Origin of the sequence: Paludisphaera sp. (assembly GCF_037189885.1) — a bacterium.
Lineage (GTDB): Bacteria > Planctomycetota > Planctomycetia > Isosphaerales > Isosphaeraceae > Paludisphaera.
In genome coordinates, this window is record NZ_JBBCIR010000004.1 from 135,239 (window position 1) to 152,582 (window position 17,344).

The 17,344-nt window shown below is 71.9% G+C and carries 10 protein-coding genes; 5 read left to right on the forward strand and 5 right to left on the reverse strand.

Annotated features, from left to right (window positions below):
• Nucleotides 1-56 precede the first annotated feature (56 nt).
• Nucleotides 57-2,954 carry an FG-GAP-like repeat-containing protein gene (locus WG209_RS01195; RefSeq protein ID WP_337173161.1) on the forward strand — a complete coding sequence of 966 codons (2,898 nt, stop codon included), beginning with the start codon at nucleotides 57-59 and terminating at the stop codon, nucleotides 2,952-2,954.
• Nucleotides 2,955-3,269: 315 nt separating this feature from the next.
• Here the strand turns inward: WG209_RS01195 and WG209_RS01200 are convergent, their stop codons facing one another.
• Nucleotides 3,270-3,986, reverse strand: a complete 717-nt coding sequence (locus tag WG209_RS01200) for a hypothetical protein (protein WP_337173162.1) — start codon at nucleotides 3,984-3,986, stop codon at nucleotides 3,270-3,272.
• A 103-nt stretch (nucleotides 3,987-4,089) separates the two neighbouring features.
• On the opposite strand from WG209_RS01200, the gene WG209_RS01205 reads away from it, so the two are divergent.
• The 3 genes from WG209_RS01205 to WG209_RS01215 are packed head-to-tail and all read left to right on the forward strand — an operon-like array spanning nucleotide 4,090 to nucleotide 6,997.
• Nucleotides 4,090-5,379, forward strand: coding sequence for a hypothetical protein (locus tag WG209_RS01205; RefSeq protein WP_337173163.1), 1,290 nt, complete (start codon nucleotides 4,090-4,092; stop codon nucleotides 5,377-5,379).
• Nucleotides 5,380-5,431: 52 nt separating this feature from the next.
• Nucleotides 5,432-6,091: a leucine-rich repeat domain-containing protein gene (locus WG209_RS01210; RefSeq protein WP_337173164.1), complete on the forward strand. Its 660-nt coding sequence runs from the start codon at nucleotides 5,432-5,434 to the stop codon at nucleotides 6,089-6,091.
• A 36-nt stretch (nucleotides 6,092-6,127) separates the two neighbouring features.
• Nucleotides 6,128-6,997, forward strand: coding sequence for a lipase family protein (locus WG209_RS01215; protein ID WP_337173165.1), 870 nt, complete (start codon nucleotides 6,128-6,130; stop codon nucleotides 6,995-6,997).
• A gap of 79 nt (nucleotides 6,998-7,076) precedes the next feature.
• Here the strand turns inward: WG209_RS01215 and WG209_RS01220 are convergent, their stop codons facing one another.
• The 3 genes from WG209_RS01220 to WG209_RS01230 form a co-directional block, all read right to left on the reverse strand.
• The gene (locus WG209_RS01220; protein WP_337173166.1) at nucleotides 7,077-10,616 is read right to left on the reverse strand and encodes an FAD-dependent oxidoreductase; all 3,540 of its coding nucleotides are present in this window, start codon (nucleotides 10,614-10,616) and stop codon (nucleotides 7,077-7,079) included.
• 115 nt (nucleotides 10,617-10,731) lie between these two features.
• On the reverse strand, nucleotides 10,732-11,025 hold the full coding sequence (locus tag WG209_RS01225) for a hypothetical protein (protein WP_337173167.1): 294 nt from the start codon (nucleotides 11,023-11,025) through the stop codon (nucleotides 10,732-10,734).
• A 155-nt stretch (nucleotides 11,026-11,180) separates the two neighbouring features.
• Entirely contained in the window at nucleotides 11,181-12,626 is a 1,446-nt protein-coding gene (locus tag WG209_RS01230; protein ID WP_337173168.1) for a YdiU family protein, read from the reverse strand.
• Nucleotides 12,627-13,543: 917 nt separating this feature from the next.
• Here WG209_RS01230 and WG209_RS01235 point away from each other — a divergent pair.
• Nucleotides 13,544-16,057, forward strand: a complete 2,514-nt coding sequence (locus WG209_RS01235; protein ID WP_337173169.1) for a hypothetical protein — start codon at nucleotides 13,544-13,546, stop codon at nucleotides 16,055-16,057.
• Nucleotide 16,058: 1 nt separating this feature from the next.
• Here WG209_RS01235 and WG209_RS01240 read toward each other — a convergent pair whose 3' ends face one another.
• On the reverse strand, nucleotides 16,059-17,171 hold the full coding sequence (locus WG209_RS01240; protein WP_337173170.1) for an acyltransferase: 1,113 nt from the start codon (nucleotides 17,169-17,171) through the stop codon (nucleotides 16,059-16,061).
• Between the last annotated feature and the right edge of the window lie 173 nt (nucleotides 17,172-17,344).

Below are 17,344 nucleotides of genomic sequence, written 5' to 3' on the forward strand. Positions count from 1 at the left end.
GACCCGGCCCGGCCCCGCGCCCGGCCGGGTCCTCGCGCTTTCACCCAGGATCGCCGATGCGTCGCCTCCCCCTGTTCGTGCTGATCGCCGCGCTGGTCGCGGTCCTCGGCTGGCTCATGCTCCGGATCCGGGACGACGGGATCGCGGACGACGCGCTCCGGCTGGCCCGCGCCGACCTCGACGCCGGCCGCGCGGCCGAGGCCGTCTCCCGGCTGACGCCGATCGCCGATCGAAGGCCCGACCGGGGGGACGTCGCCTACTGGCTGGGGGCGGCGGCGTCCGCCGTCGGGGATCGCGAGGCCGCCTTCGCCGCGCTCCGTCGGGTCCCGGCCGACGACCCGATCGCGCGGCAGGCCGCGCTCTCGCTCGGCCGCCTGGAGCTGGAGATCGGCCGCTTCCGCCCCGCCGAGGAGTCGCTGACCCGTGCCCTCGCCGGCGGGGGGCCGATCGCCGACCAGGCTCGCGAGGCGCTGGGCCGGCTGTACGACCTTTCCGGGCGCGTCCCCGACCGCCGCGCCCTGCTCCTCCGCGAGGCCGAGGGCAGGAACGATCCCGTCGAGCCATTGCGGTCTCTCTGGGCCATGGACGGGGTCGGCTTCCCCGTCGACGGCGTGCGACAGGTCCTGGACGACCTGGCCCGCCGGTCCCCCGACGACGACCGCCTGAAGCTGGCCCGCGCCGCCATGGCCCTCCGCGCCGGCGCGCTCGACGAGGCCGATCGCCTGCTGATCGAGTGCGAGGCGGCCGCGCCCGACGACCCGCTCGTCGCGCGCCAGCGACTCCTCTGGGCCCGCGCCGCCGATCGCCCCGACGCCGCGGCGAGGGCGGCGAGGCTGGTCCCCGCGGCCGCTCTCTCGCCCTCCGAGCGCCACGCCCTGCGCCACTGGCTCGCGGCGCGATCTGGCGACCGCGAGGCCGAACGCGCCGCGCTGGGGGCCTGGCTGGAGGCAGACCCCGCCGCGATCGCCGCGCTCGACCGCCTGGCCGGGATCGAGTCCGAGGCCGGGGACGCCGGCCGAGCCTCGGAACTCCGGCGCCGCAAGGCGGACGTCGAGGCCGCCCGCGAACGCCTCCGCGCCGCCTTCGCCGGCCCCGACCCGTCCCCCCGCGCCGCCGAGATCGCGCGCGACTGCCAGGCCGCCGGCCGCCGCGACGAGGCCAGGCTCTGGTGGCTCCTCGCCGCCCGCGGGGCGACCGACGCCGCCGCGCGGACCCTCGCCGAGGACGAGGCGCGGAAGCTCGCCGCGCGCCCCGAGGCCGACGGCCCGCCCGCCGCCGCCACCGTCGCCGATTGGCTAGGCCCTACGCTGGAATCGTCGACGGCCGACGAGTCGGTCGCGACCGCGTCGCCCGTCCCGGGGTACGTCGACGACGCCCCGGCGCGGGGGCTGACGTTCACGTTCGACAACGGCAAGAGCGACCTCCGCCAGCTCCCCGAGACCATGAGCGGCGGCGTCGGCCTGCTGGACTACGACGGCGACGGCTGGCTCGACGTCTACGCGGTGCAGGGGGGGCCGTTCCCGCCGCCCCCTTCGAGCCCCTGCGCCGACCGGCTGTTCCGCAACCGGGGCGACGGCACGTTCGAGGACGTCTCCGAGCGGGCCGGGCTCACGAAGCTTCCCGGCGGCTACGGCCACGGCGTCGCCGTGGGGGACTTTGACGGCGACGGGCATGCCGACCTGTTCATCACCCGATGGCGCCGCTACGCCCTCTATCGCAACCGGGGCGACGGCACGTTCGAGGACGCCACCGAGACCGTCGGCCTGGGGGGCGATCGCGACTGGCCGACCTCGGCCGCGTTCGCGGACCTCGACGGCGACGGCGACCTCGACCTCTACGTCTGCCACTACCTCCGCTGGGACGAGTCCAACCCCGCGCGCTGCCCCGCGCCCGACGGCCGCGGCCTCTCGTACTGCGACCCGCGCGACTTCCCCGCGATCGGCGACCGCCTGTACCGCAACGACGGCGGCCGATTCGTCGACGTCACCGAGGAGGCGGGGATCGTCGACCCCGACGGCCGCGGCCTGGGGGTGGTCGCCGCCGACCTGGACGACGACGGCCTGGTCGACCTGTTCGTCGCGAACGACACGACCTCGAACCTGTTCTTCCGCAACCTCGGCGGGATGAGGTTCGCGGAGCAGGGGATGGAGGCGGGGCTGGCCGCCTCCGGGCGCGGGGGCTATCTGGCCGGCATGGGGATCGCGTGCGGGGACCTGGACGGGGACGGCCGCGTCGACCTGGCCGTCACCAACTTCCACGGCGAGTCCACCACCCTCTACCACAACCACGGCGGCGGGCTGTTCAGCGACCGCTCCGTCCCCTCCGGGCTGGCCGCGGCCACGCGATACGTCCTGGGCTTCGGCCTGGCCGCGCTCGACGCCGACGGCGACGGCCGGCTCGACCTGGCGCAGGCCAACGGCCACGTCAACGACTACTCCCCGGCCATCCGATACGCCATGCCCACGCAACTCTTCCTGGGCGACGATCGCGGCCGGCTCCGCGACGTCTCCGCCGAGGCCGGCGCCCCGTGGTCGGTCCCGCTCGTCGGCCGCGGCCTGGCCGCCGGCGACCTGGACGGCGACGGCCGCCCCGAGATCCTCGTCACCGCCGACGCCGCGCCGCTGGCCTGCTTCCATCAAATTTCGTCGCCGGGCCGGAACGTCGAGTTCCGCCTCGTCGGCAAGGAGTCCAACCGTGACGGCGTGGGCGCGCGGCTGACGGTCACCGCCGGCGGCCGCCGCCAGACGGCCGTCCGCTTCGGCGGCGGGAGCTACCAGTCCGCCGGCTCCCCCTTCGTCCACTTCGGCCTGGGCCCCGCCGCGACCATCGACCGCCTGGAAGTCGCCTGGCCCTCCGGTCGCGTCGACGTCTTCGAAAACCTCGACGCCGACCGCCTGTATCAAATCACCGAGGGCAACCCGGTCCCCCGCGAGCTTCGCCGCATGCGGCGCTGAGCCGGGAAGGGGGCCAATCCGCCGCGCGGGCGCTGGCACGGACGAGCCATTGAGTGACTTGGTTCGCCTCCTTCTTCCCGCGTGGTGCTCCGTCGAAAACACCGCGCGGGAGGAGTGCATCCCCCCTTCTCCCCTCGTGGGAGAAGGTGCCCCGGAGGGGCGGATGAGGGCGCGCGCGACTGAAGGCCGGCGGGGGAGAGACCCATCGTCAGGCCTTCGGCCGCCCTCTCCCACGAGGGGAAAAGGGAGGTTTGTCGCCGCCTACGTCGCCAAGTGTCGGACGGCATGCCGGCCGTCGCCCCGGGCCTCGTCGGCTCAGAGGGAAGCGGGGATGCCCAGCGGGCATCGTGCGGGCCGCCGGGCCTCGGCGCCGGCGCTGTACCAGCCGCGGGTATCGGGGGGCGGGCCCGGCTCGCCCCGGTCCGGCGAGAGGCGCAGCAGGAAGTGGAGGAATCGGGGCCGGTCCCCCTCCGCGTCATCCCCGGCATCGCGCCATTCGTCCTCGTGGCCGGGGTCGACGCCGGGGCGGTCGCGGCACTCGGCGCGGAGCCAGCCGGGGAACGGCTCGCCGGGTCGGGTCCGTCGGAAGTAGGCGCCGACGGCCTCGGGCGGGCCGGCCTGGTCCAGCGCGTAGTCGCCGTTGGCGCCGTGGAGGTAGGTGTAGACCTCGGCCTGGTAGTCGCCGGCCGGGATGTCCAGCGTCCGGCTATACTCTTCCATGTCCTCGCCGTCGAAGTACTCGCAGGCACCCCCCATGATCAGGAGACGCCCGTCAGGGACGGAGAGGCGATGCCGGACGCGCGCCACCCACTCGTCGCGTTCCGGGTCGGTCAACGGGTCGTCGACCACGACGCGGATGACGATCGGGTCGTCCTGGGCCAGCTCGATCGGCATGAACACGCCGTCGGCGACGGCGGCCATCCACCGCTCGTCCCCGGGGATGACGCCGGCGAGGTCGCGCCCGCACAGCCCCGCGGAGGCGATCGTGAAGCCCCCGGCCTCGTTGTACACCTCGACATCGATACGGCTCATCGCTTCGCTCCCCCCCTGGCGATCGACCGGGCTTGATCGTCCGACTACGATGGTTGCGGTAACGGTCCCCGACTTCCACGAACCTCGCGAGCCCATCCGAACCATGACCAGCGCCCGACGCCTCGCCTGGGCCTCTTGCTCCGTCGCGTGCCTGTTCGCGACCGCCGCCGCGCCGCCCCCCTCGGGCGAGGCGACCGCGTGGGCCCCGGGCCCGCTCGACGTCGTCGTCGCGCTGCCGAAGCCGGCCGAAGCCGCGGCCGTCGCCGGGCTCGTCGGCCGCTCCATCCCCTATTTCGAGGAAGGGGCCGAGGAGGCGACGGCCGAGCCGCTGGGGACGCTCCACGTCGCCGGCGCCGTCGCGGAGGACGACGGCCGGACGCTCCGCCTCGCCGTCGACCCCCAGCCGCGACCGGCGCGGTACGTCCTGGACCTCGGCCCCATCGCGCCCGGCGGCCCCCTCGGCTACAACCTCCGCGGCGTGGAAGTCGCGAGGATCGACGGCGACGACCCGTACGCCGACCCTTCGTGGTCCTCGTGGCTGCCCACGCCCGACCCCGCCGGCTTCCGCGAGCTCGCCGCGATCTCGGCCGAGCACGCCCGGCGCCTGCCGGACCTCGCGAAGCCCGGCCTGCTGCGGCTCGATGCCCAGATCGACCTCCCCGCGGGGAAGGTCGTCGCGACCGTCGAGTCGACGGCCGAGATCGTCGAATGCCTGCTCGGCGACGGCGAGCCCGAGGGGGGCGTCGCGAAGTCGGGCGACGGCCGCTGGGTCGCGAGATTCACGATCGACGACGGCCCCCGGCCCGCCTTCTTCTCCCTCACGCTCCGCACCGGCCCCGACTCGCCGGCGCCTTCCGTCAAGCTGACGGCGGACGGGCGGGAGCTGGCGGCCGAGGCGTACCTGCCGCCCTGGGTCTCCGCGGGCCTCGCCTCCGCGCGACCGGCCCCGATGGAGATTCCCGACCTGACCGGCGGCGATCCGAAGCGCGGCGAGGAGGCGTTCTTCAGCAAGGAAGCCCTCTGCTCGCAGTGCCACGTCGTGAAGGGCAGGGGGGACCGCGTCGGCCCCGACCTGACGACGATCGGCCGCAAGGGGGCCGAGCACCTGTATCGGAGCATCGCCGCGCCCAGCGAGCACATCACGCCGGATTACGTCACCTACACGGTCTCGCTCCATGACGGCCGCGTGGCCGCCGGGGTCGTCCGAGCCGAGGGGCCCGACGCGATCCGCGTCATCGACACCGAGGCCAAGTCCGTCGCCTTCCCCCGCGACGAGGTCGAGCAACTCCGCCCCGCGAGCACGTCCATCATGCCCGTCGGCCTCCTCCCCGCGCTGGGGGAGGGGAGGATTCGCGACATCATCGCCTACCTGACGGCCGTCTCCGCCGAGTAAGATGAGCCCGGGCGCGTCGACGCGCCCGCTTCCTCCCGGGATCGCGAGGCGCATGGTCGAGCTGTACGGCTTACAGATGATGCTGGCCGGCTTCGCCCTGATGGCGATCGGCTGGTCCTGGATCGCGGCGAGGGCGTTCGGGGAATCGGCGTGGTGGGGCGCGGGGATCCTCGCCTTCCCGCCGCTGGCCCCGGTCTACGTGCTGAAGAAGGGCCGCTCCGCCTGGCTCCCCGCGGCCGTGCTGGCGATCGGCGTCGCGCTGACGGCGACGCCCCCGCTGTACACGCGGCTGGTGCCGATCGACCTCGGCCCTCGCGAGCGCGTCGTCGACGGCGAGCGCCACCTGACCCTGACCGGCTGGGACCGCCAGGACTACGGCTTCCTCGGCTCCAAGTCCGACGCCGTCGTGCTCCAGATGGCGAACCCGGACGTCGACGACGCCGTGGTGGCCCGCCTCAAGGGCTTCGACCGCCTCCGCGAGCTGGACCTCGGCGGCACGAAGGTCACGGACGAGGGGCTGAAGGTCTTGCGCGACCTGCCGGCGCTGACGTCCCTGCGGTTGGGGAACACGAGGATCACCGACGCGGGCTTCCGGGACTCGCTGGCGGGGAAGGAGTCGCTCACGCGGCTCGACCTCTCCGGGACCGCCGTGGCCGACGAGACCGTCGCCGACTGGCGCGCCGCGAAGCCCGGCCGTCGGGCCATGAAGTAGCCTGGCGCGGCCAGTCCGCGCCCGAGGAGCGAAGCCATGACCACGAAGCTCGACGTGTCCCGACGCGACGACCCTCGCAACGTCCTGCTGCTCGGCGAGGCGTGCTCCCTCGCCTACCTCCCCGAGCCCGATGGGCCGGCGGGGTTCCGCGACCGGCTGGGCCTGGACGCCCGGCTCATCTCGGCCGAGAACACCCAGGTCTACGTCGCCCACTCCCCGGAGGTGATCCTCGTCGCCTTCCGCGGCTCGCAGACCCCCTCCAGCCTGGACGGCTTCAAGGACTGGCTGCTCACCAACGCCAGCAACTACCTCGTCCTCCCGGAGGGGCGGATCGGCACCGACTTCGCCGCGGCGGGGGTCGGCGCCCGGTTCCATCGCGGCTTCATGGCGGCGCTCGACGTGATCTGGACGCCGATGCTCGTCGCCGTCGAGGAGGCCATGCGCCAGGGCGAGCGCCCCCTCTGGGTCACGGGCCACAGCCTGGGCGGGGCGCTCGCGCTGCTGGCGGCGTGGCGGTTCGAACGCAACTTCCTGGCGGTCGACCAGGTCGTCACCTTCGGCGCCCCGATGATCGGCAACGACGCCGCGGCGTCGGCCTTCGAGAAGCAGTTCGGCGATCGGATCGCGCGCTACGTCAACTTCGAGGACCCGGTGCCGCTGCTCCCCTCGGTGAGCCTGGCGACCAACGCCTACGTCCACTGCCCGGCCGAGTTCTCGCTCCGCGACGACCCCGCCGCCGCCTCGGCCCTGGACTCCCTCAAGCAGACCGCCGGCGCGGCGGCCGACGCGATGCTCCAGGCCGGCATCCTCGACGAGATCTGGGACGCCGTCCACGGCCGGATCGACGCCCACATGATCGACCGCTACCTCGACCGCGTGCGGAAGAAGATCGACGGCACGGCTTGACGGCGGGTCGCTAAACCCCCGAGCGCCGGGGGCGCGGCCGACGAGCCGCGCCCCGGGACGCCGGGGTCGATCGATCGGGTCAATTCGCCCCGGTCGCGGCGGCCTCGACCGGGATGGGCGGCTTGCGGATGCGGCGGCCGAGCCCGTGCAGGCACTCGTCGATCCACAGCTTCGTCAGCTTCTCCTGCACCGAGTTCTGCGACAGCCGGCCCCGCAGGGCGTCGAAGGCGACGTGGTCGAGCGGCTGGTCCTGGTTGGAGCACGAGAAGACCACGGTCTCCTTGCCCGTCTCCGGGTCACGGTGCGTCTGGAGGCACTGGGCGCAGATCTCCTTCATCATGCACTGCATCGGCGAGTTGATGCTGCCGATGGCCCGGTGCCGGGGCCGGAGGAACGGCGCCAGCACGGTGTGTCGCGCCTTCTGCACGCCGTTCATCATGCCGTCCGACCCGATGACCACGAGGCGGTCGACCTGCTCCATCGAGATCTCGGGCTCGCCCAGCTCGCCGCTCGCGTAGGCGACCATCGCCGCGACGATGTTGCCGACGAACGCGCGGTCCTGGGCCCGGCCCGGCGTGAAGCCCGGCGCCTCGTCGCAGCACCAGACGATCACGTCGGCAGCCGCCTCGATCTCCTCGACCTTGTAGCGGTCGATCATCTTCTTGTAGCCGGCGAAGTACAGCACCCGCGAGCCCACCGCCCGCAGCGCCTGGCCGATCGAGAACAGCACCGCGTTGCCCAGCCCGCCGCCGGCCAGCAGCACCGTCTCGCCGCCGGGGGTCTCCGTGGCCGTCCCGGTCGGGCCCATCAGGCAGACGGGCTCGCCGGGGCTCAGCAGGGCGCAGAGGTCCGACGACCCCCCCATCTCCAGCACGATCATCGACAGCAGCCCGGCCTCGCGGTCGACCGACGCGCCGGTCAGCGCCAGGCCCTCCATCGCCAGCGTTGTGGCGCCGGAACGCGCCGCGAGCGCCTCGAAGTTCTGGAGCCGGTAGAACTGGCCGGGGTGGAACGCCCTCGCCGCGATCGGCGCGCGGACGACCACCTCCACGATGTTCGGCGTCAGCCGGACAACCTCGTGGACCACCGACCGCAGCTCGTCGTTGAGCCGGTCGACCAGCTCCGACGGCGAGGGGCCGGTCGGCTCCGCCCGCCCGAGCATCCGCGAGACCACCGGGTAGCCCTGCTTGGCGCTCGCCATCGCCTTCACGACGTTGCCGGCGAACGAGGGGTGCAGGTCGCCGAAGAAGCTCATCGACCGGCCGTCCGGCCGCGTGGACATCAGCACGCGGACCTCCGACGGCTTCGCCACCTTCTCCGGCGCGACCGGGTTCCCCTCCTCGTCGACCGCGCGGAAGTAGCGGCCGTCGACCACCACGTTCGACTCGTCCTCGCGCGCCAGGACGGTGTTCGGCTGCGTCCCGGCGGCCACCAGGATCGTCCGCGCCGGCAGCGTCACCTCGCCGGCGGAGGCGAGCATCCCCGTCCCCTCGTCGAACGCCTGCCGCTTGAATCGCAGGGCCTTCGCCGCGCCGCCGGCGTCCAGCTCGACCTCCTCCGGGACGAGGAGTTCCGCGAACCGGATGCCTTCCTCCAGCGCCTTGGTGATCTCCTCGTGGTTGAGGGTGTAGCTGGGCGAGTCGACCATCCGGCGGCGGTAGGCGAGGGTCACGCCCCCCCACGAATCCAGCAGGTCGAGGAAGTTCGGCGAGCGCCCCTCGGCCGCGGCGGCCTTGCGCTCGGCGCGGATCGCGCGGCCGTGGGCCAGGAACTCCGCCGCGACCTCCGCCTCGTCGCCGACCCACTTCGACCGGACGTGGTCCTCGCCGTTGGCGCGGACCAGCTCCTCGTGGCGGTCGAGGAACTTCTCCACCTGGACGACGTAGTACGCCAGCGATTCCGTCGCGGTGTCGATGGCCGTCAGGCCGCCGCCGATGACGACGATCGGCATGCGGATCTGGAGGTTCGCCAGCGAGGCGGCCTTGGCCGCGCCGGTGAGCTGCAGGGCCATCAGGAAGTCGGACGCCTGCCGCACGCCCCGCGCCAGGCCGTTCTTCATCGGGATGACCGTCGGCCGGCCGGCGCCCATGCAGAGCGCGATGTGGTCGAAGCCCATCGCGAAGGCGTCGTCGACCGTCAGCGTCCCGCCGAACCGCACGCCGCCGAACATCGCGAACTCGGCGCGACGCTCCAGCAGCAGGCGGATCACCTTCAGGAAGTTCTTGTTCCAGCGGACCGTGATGCCGTACTCCGCCACGCCGCCGAAGCCCGCCATCGCCCGGCGGTCCAGCGGCTCGTAGATCGTCGTCACGTCGCGGATCGGCCGGAACGGCGCCCGCGCCCCGAAGGCGTCGACCCCCGACAGCTCCTCCGGCAGCGGCTCGATCTTCAGGCCGTCGACCGCGACGACCGCGTGGCCGTCGTTCATCAGGTGGTGCGCCAGCGTGTAGCCCGCCGGGCCCAGCCCCACCACCAGCACCTTCCGCCCGCTCGCCTCGCGCGGATACGGCCGCTCGAAGTTCAGCGGGTTCCAGCGCGTGAGCAATCCATAGATCTCGAACCCCCACGGGAGTTCCAGCACGTCCTTGAGCGTCCGCGTCTCCACCTGGGGCGTGTCGACGGGCTCCTGCTTCTGATAGATGCACGACTTCATGCAGTCGTTGCAGATGCGGTGTCCGGTGCCGGCGCACATGGGGTTGTCGACGGTCACGGCGGCCAGCGCGGCGATGGGGTTCCCCTGGCCCTTCAGCGCGTGCATCTCCGAGATCTTCTCGGACAGCGGGCAGCCGGCGAGGGTGACGCCGAAGACGCTCTTCTTGAACGCGCCGGTCTTCTCGCGGAGGCCGGTGGAGCAGGAGTCCTTCCCCTGGTTGTGGCACTTGATGCAGTAGCCGGACTGGTCGAGCGCCCCGGCGAGGTCCGTCCCCGGGTCGGTCAGGCTGAAGCCGTCGCGATGCCGCAGGTGGCCGGGCTGGGCGACGAACTGCGTGAAGCCCCCCTCCGAGCGCTCGGCGTGCGGCACCAGGTGGAGGACGTCGAGCTTGTGCGGGACGCCGAACACGACGTTCGACGGGTGCCTGGCCTGTCCCTCCGGGGTCAGGACGGCCCACACGGCGTAGTCGGCCGCCAGTTGGAGCTGCTCGGCGTTGCCGGCCTCGTCCTCCAGCCAGCGTTCGACGTGCCTGGCGAACGTCTCGTCGGTGATCGGCCCCAGGAGGAAGGCTTCCAGCTCCGATGAGACCTTCGCGGCGTCGATCGCCTTCGCCTGCTCGACCGTCTTGCCCGCCAGCCGGCGCTGGACGAACTTCCGCTTCACCGCGCGCAGGGGGGCCAGGGCGTCATGCCGGGCCTGCAACGCCGTCAGTTCCGCCTCGACCCCGAACAGCCGGCCGACGAAATCCTCGACGTAGGGCCCCAGCTCGATCATCAGCTCCGACGCCGCCTTGGGCGCCAGACACGACGGATCCCGACGCGCGGCCACCAGCGCCTCGCACAGCGCCGGCGCTCGGTCGCGCAGGTCGGACAGGAACTCGGCGTCGAGCCGGACCAGGCCGTCCCTGGTGTGGATGTCGTAGAAGGAGAGGCCGAAATTCAGCGGACTATCGATGTCGGCGTGCATGTCGTCCCGGGTCGTTTCCAATCCATCGTGGCGGGGGGGGTCGCCTCGCGCGGCCGTGACTTCCCCTGGATATCGTACGTTCTCGATAGGAATTAGGCAATATCGGCCGCGGTCGCTAGTCCGACCATTCGCGGTCGGGCTTGGCGCCGGACGCGGTTCGTCGCGGTTCTCGGGCGAACCACTGGATCAGGCCGCAACGGTCGCAGGTCAGGGTGATGGCGCTCTTGTCGGCCCAGTCCAGGTTGAGGAACGTCATGCCGACGGTGTTCCGGAGGGCTTGTGCCTTGAGGAATCGGTCGCCGCGGCAGTGGGGGCAGGCCACCGCGACCCCGCCGGCGATGTATGGAAGCGCCTCGCCACCCCCCGTGAGCGCCTTCGCCCCGCGCATGATGCCTTTCCAGAGACTCACGGCGCGCCCTCCCCTTCAAGAGCCCATCGAGATTCGGCCGAGCCTCGCGAACGGGACGCGACGCGGCCGACGATCTGACTCGATCCGATGGGGGCCATTCGCCGCGGGCACCCGGATCTTGGAAGGCATGGACGCGCGACGCGCGAGCCGACGGATCACGTCCCGCAGAATGTGCGGTAGCCGCGCTCGTCCTCGGGCGGTTGCTGATAGCGGGCCAGTTCGGGCCGATCCTCGTACGGGGACGCAAGCGCCGCCAGGAGGTCGCGCAGCGGCGACAGGTCGTCGCGCTCCTCGGCGGCGGCGAGGGCTTCCTCGACGCGATGGTTGCGCGGGATGACGGCCGGGTTGACGCTCCGCATCAGGTCGGCGACCTCCGCGCGGGGCCGGCCCTCGCGGCCGAGCCGTTCCAGCCATCGCGCGTGCCAGTCCCGGAATCCAGGATCCTGGTAGGGGTCGCCGGCCGGGAGGTCTTCCGCCGACAGTTCGCGGAACGTGTTCGTCCAGTCGGCCCCGGATTCGTGCATCCAGGTGAGGAGCGATTGGACCAGCTCGGCGTCGGCCGCCTCGTCCGTTCGCAGCCCAAGCTTGGTCCGCATCCCGGCCAGCCAGTAGGCTTCGAACCGGGACGCGAACTCCTCCAGGACTTCCGTGGCGATCGCGACGGCCTTCTCCTGGTCGGGGTCCAGCAGCGGCAGCAGGGACTCCGCGAGCCGGGCCAGGTTCCACTGGGCGATGGCGGGCTGGTTGCCGTAAGCGTACCGGCCCTGGCGGTCGATCGAGCTGAACACGGTGGCCGGGTCGTAGGCGTTCATGAACGCGAAGGGGCCGTAGTCGATGGTCTCGCCGGAGATCGCCATGTTGTCGGTGTTCATGACCCCGTGAATGAACCCGATATGCTGCCAGCGGGCGATCAGCGCGGCCTGGCGGTCGGCGACGGCCCGCAGGAACCCGAGGTACTTCGCGGGGGCGTCGGCCGCCTCGGGGTAGTGTCGATCGATGGCGTAGTCGGCGAGCGCCTTCAGGATGTGGTCCTCGCCCAGCGCCGCCGCGAACTGGAACGTGCCGACGCGCAGGTGGCTGGCGGCCACGCGCGTGAGGATCGCCCCGCGCCGGATCGTCTCGCGATAGACCGGCTCGCCGGTGGTGACGACCGCCAGGCTCCGCGTGGTGGGGATGCCCAGGGCGGCGATGGCCTCGCTCACGATGTACTCGCGGAGCATCGGCCCGAGCGCCGCGCGGCCGTCGCCGCCGCGGGAGAACCGCGTCCGGCCCGACCCCTTGAACTGGACGTCGACGAGCCGACCCGAGGGGGCGCGATGCTCCCCCAGCAGGATGGCGCGGCCGTCGCCGAGCATGGTGAAGTGGCCGAACTGGTGGCCGGCGTAGGCCTGCGCGATCGGCCTCGCCCCGGCCGGAAACTCCTGCCCGGCGAACACCGCCGCGGCGGCCTCCGGCGAGACGGAGTCCAGATCCAGCCCGAGTTCGCCCGCCAGCCCGTGATTGAGGACCGACACCTTCGGCTCCCTCACCCGCGCCGGCTTGACCTCCACGAACAGCCGCTCGGGAAGCCGGGCATAGGTGTCGTCGAATCGCCAACCCATATCCGTCTCATGCCCGGCCGAGGGGGCCGGTGCGATCGTCGGTTGATCCACCCATCCTCCAGGAATATCGGACCATGCCCGGCCGGCGTTCCGTCGAGGACGCGCCCAGCAGGCTTAATCATAGGCAAGAGTCAGGGGCGGGAAGTCCCCGCGGGCCGGGACGTAGCCCAGCCCGGCAAACCCGACACCTCGTCCGCGCCGGGCCTCCACCCAGTCCGCGAAATCGCGGGATCGTGGACGGCATTACCGTGGTACGCCGGTCGATCGGTCCCTGTTCACACGTCAAGCAACATTCCCCCTGCATGACTCGCGCCCAACCCGCTCGTCGACCGCGGCGTGTCACCTCGCCTCCTGAAAGGATCGAGGCCGGTCATCCCTCGTAACGGCAATCAGCGCAAGGACATAAGCCGCTCGCTCCCTGAATCCAGCCAGGAAATTCGGACACACCGTGGTTTCGAACCTCGATTTGTAGCGCACTACCCTATGCGAGACTCCGTCTCGCGCGATCCTCGACGATCCGCCAGCCCCGCGAGGCCGCCCGCGAATGCCGGATCGTAGGGAGCCTCGAACGCCGTGGCCTGGACCGATCTCGGCCGCTCTCGACGCGCGGAACTCGGCCGTGGGACGCCCACCATGAGAGGCGAGAAAACCACTTCGAAAATGACGAACGAAGCCAACTCGATGTCGCCGCGAAGATGTTGTGAGGCAGGGGTTTAGGTCGGGAAACGAGGAGGGCGCGCGACGACGAACGAAGCCAACTTCGGGGAGGTCGCACGGCGTGGGGTCGAAGCCTCGCCCGCGGCGTGGCGGCCCGGCGCGAGGCGTGTAAGATAGTAGCGGCGCGGGCCGGTCGTTCGTCGGGGCCGCGCAAGCTTGTCGATCGATCGAACCACCAGCGCCGGGGCGGGATCCGTTTCATGAAGAACGAGGATTTCGAGAAGCTCGGGGTTTTCTATCTCGGCAAGGAGCATGACGTCCAGGAGCGGACGACGACCTCCGACCTGGTGCTGTACGACTCGAGACAGCTGACGACGCACGCGGTCTGCGTGGGGATGACGGGCAGCGGCAAGACGGGCCTCTGCATCGACCTGCTGGAAGAGGCCGCGATCGACGGCATCCCCGTCATCGCCGTGGACCCCAAGGGGGACATCGGCAACATCCTGCTCACCTTCCCCCAGCTCCGGGGCGAGGACTTCCTCGCCTGGGTCGACCCCGACGAGGCCCAACGCCGGGGGATGGATCGCGAGGCGTTCGCCGAGAAGACCGCCGAGAACTGGCGCGACGGCCTGGCGGGGTGGGGCCAGGACGGGGCGCGCATCCAGCGGCTGATGGACTCGGCCGACATGGCCATCTACACCCCCGGCGGCTCCGCCGGCCTGCCGCTCACCGTCCTCCGCTCGTTCGCCGCGCCGACGCCCGCCGTGCTGGAACAGGCGGAGACCTATCGCGACCGGATCACCTCGGCCGTCTCCGGCCTGCTCGCCCTGCTGGGCGTCGACTCGGATCCGATGGGGGGCCGCGAGCACATCCTCCTCTCGAATCTCCTCGATCACTCCTGGAAGCAGGGCCGCGACCTCGACCTGACCGACCTGATCCACGGCATCCAGTCGCCGCCGTTCGAGAAGGTCGGCGTCATCGGCCTGGAGACGTTCTACCCGGCCAAGGAGCGATTCGCCCTGGCGGTGCGGCTGAACAACCTGATGGCCTCACCGGGGTTCGCCGCCTGGATGGAAGGGGAGCCGCTGGACGTCGGGGCGCTGCTGTACACACCCGAGGGGAAGCCGCGGATCTCCGTCCTCTCGATCGCCCACCTGGGCGACGCCGAGCGGATGTTCTTCGTCACCATCCTGCTGAACGAGATCCTCTCCTGGGTCCGGTCGCAGCCGGGGACGTCCAGCCTCCGCGCCATCCTTTACATGGACGAAATCTTCGGCTACTTCCCCCCCACGGCGAACCCCCCCACGAAGAAGCCCATGCTCACGCTGTTGAAGCAGGCGCGGGCGTTCGGCGTCGGGGTCGTGCTGGCGACGCAGAATCCGGTCGACCTGGACTACAAGGGCCTCTCCAACTGCGGGACGTGGTTCCTCGGCCGGCTCCAGACCAAGCGCGACAAGGATCGCGTGCTCGAAGGCCTGGAGGGCGTCTCGGCCGCCGCCGGCGCGAGCTTCGACCGCGAGACGATGGACAGGATCCTCTCCTCGCTGGGCAAGCGCGTCTTCCTGCTGAACAACGTCCACGAGGCCCAGCCCGTCGTCTTCGAGAGCCGTTGGGCGCTCTCCTACCTGCGGGGCCCCCTCAACCGCGACCAGATCGACGCGCTGATGGCGCCGAGGAAGGCCGCCCGCGCCGCCGCCCTCGCTCCCAGGGACCCCGCCGCAGCCACCACCCCCGCCCCCCCCGCGCCGACCCACCCGGACGAGGCCGACGAGCCCGAGCCGACGGCCCCCACGCCGGAGGCCGCCAATCGGCCGCCGACGCCAAAGCCCACGTCGACCAACTCCGGCCGTCGCCCCGTGGTCCCCCCCGACGTCCCCGAGTTCTTCGTGGCCTCGCCCGAGGTGGGCGCGTCGCCGACGTATCGGCCGACGCTGCTGGGGGTCGCCCGGCTGCATTACGTCGACAAGAAGGCGGGCGTCGACTACTGGGAGATGCTGGCCGTGCAGCGCCCCATCGGCGACGAGGCCCCGGCCGACGTCTGGCACGAGGGGAGGCACATGACCGAACGGATCCCCGTGCTCGACAGGTCGCCCGCGCCCGACGCCTCGTTCGCGCCGCTCCCCGCGGCGATGGCGCGGGCCAGGAGCTACGCGGACTGGACGAGGTCGCTCAAGAACTACCTGTATCGCGAGCGACGGCTGACCATCTGGACCTGCCCGGAGCTGAAGGCGTTCGGCCGACCGGAGGAGACCGCTCGCGACTTCCGCGCCCGGCTCGCCCAGGCCGCCCGCGAGCGCCGCGACGCCGAGGTCGAGAAGCTGCGCTCCCAGTTCGGCCCCCGGCGCGTGGCGCTGGAGAAGAAGCTGGCCGCCGCCCACGAGGCGTTGGAGAAGGAGCGGGCGGAGGCCTCGCAGTCGAGCCTGGACGCGGTCGTCTCCTTCGGCACGTCGGTCCTCGGGGCCCTGACCGGCCGCAAGACCTGGTCGAAGACGAACGTCGCCAAGGCCGGCGCCGCCGCCAAGGCCGCCAGCAAGGCCGCCCGCGATCGGGGCCAGATCGGCGCGGCCCAGGATCGGCTTAGGAAGCTCCAGGAGGAGTACGTCGACCTGGAGACCGAGTTCCACGCCGAGCTGGAGCATATCAAGGCCGTACGCGGCCCCGAGCTGCTCCAGCTCGTCCCCCTGGAGCTGACCCCCCGCAAGTCGGACATCACCGTCGACCAGGTGGTCCTGGCCTGGACGGCCGGCCCCATCGCGGGGGAGGGCGACGCCTGAGTCACCCGCCGCCGACGACCGCGGCGGGCTCGGCCGCCGGCCGGAAGTGGGGCGCGGGGACCTCGCGAGGCTTGGTGCGTTCGCGACGGCCGAGCTTCATGGCGGGCCGCTCGATCAGCCGCATGCTGAGCCTCGCCGCCACGATCGCCAGCCCCCACGAGATCAGGAAGTGCGTGTAGGGGGTGAGCTTGGGCCGATAGGCGGTCACCACGATGAGCTGGATCGGGTAGGCGTAGAGGAACAGCCCGTAGGAGCAGTCGCCGAGCTTCCCCAGCTTCCCCGCGATGGCGCCGGGGCGGAAACAGATGAAGAGGGTCGCGTACGCCCCGACGATCGGGAAGACCAGCGACATGACCCGGTACGGCCACACGCGGTACGGCAGCCAGCCCGCCGCGAACAGCCCCAGCACCAGGATGGACGCCACGAACAGCGGCCATCGCAGCGGGATCACGCCCCGGAAGGCGAAGGCCACGGCGCCGGAGAGGAAGCAGGTCAGCAGCCGGGGATGCTGGTTGTACATCCCCATCTCCACCCCGCTGGTGAACCAGTAAGCGTAGACCCCCCACGACGCGGCCCAGATCGCCAGCACCGGCCAGCGCCTGGCCAGCAGCCCCGACCAGCCGATCGCGGCCAGCAGCAGATAGTAATAGAAGTCGTAGCTGAGGACCCAGACCGACCCGTTCGCCGCCAGCTCCGGATACGACAGCACCAGCGCCGGCAGGAGCAGCTCGGCCCACGAGGGGACCACCGGCCTGGGCATCCCCCCCCGCGCCGCCAGCCAGGGGGCCGCGACGAGGCTGGTGAACAGCACCGCCACGAGGAACCCCGGGTAGATCCGCGTCGCCCGACGGACCAGGAAGTCTCCCAGGCCGCGCGAGCCTGCCCAGCTCCGGGCGACCAGGAAGCCGCTCAGGACGAAGAAGGCGTCCACGGCCACCCGCCCCAGCGTGTACTGGCCGTGAGTCAGGCCCACCAGCGGGTCGTCCTGGAGGGAACGGACGAAGAGGTGGAACGAGTGCGACAGGACCACCATGCTGGAGAGGACGAACCTCGCGAGCCCCACGGCGTTGTCGCGATCGCCAGGCGGGCGATCCAGTCCCGGATGGTCTTTCATGAGCTTATGTATCCGTCCTCGGAGACGACGGGCCGTCCCCACATCGGGGTAGATCCACGTCCGTGTGGATCGAGCGGGCCGCCAGGGCCGGCGTCGCGCCCTTGAGTCGAATCGACCCCGGCACGAGGGGCGGTCCGCGGCCCGGAGGAGACGGGCGGGCGTCTAGCTCGGTT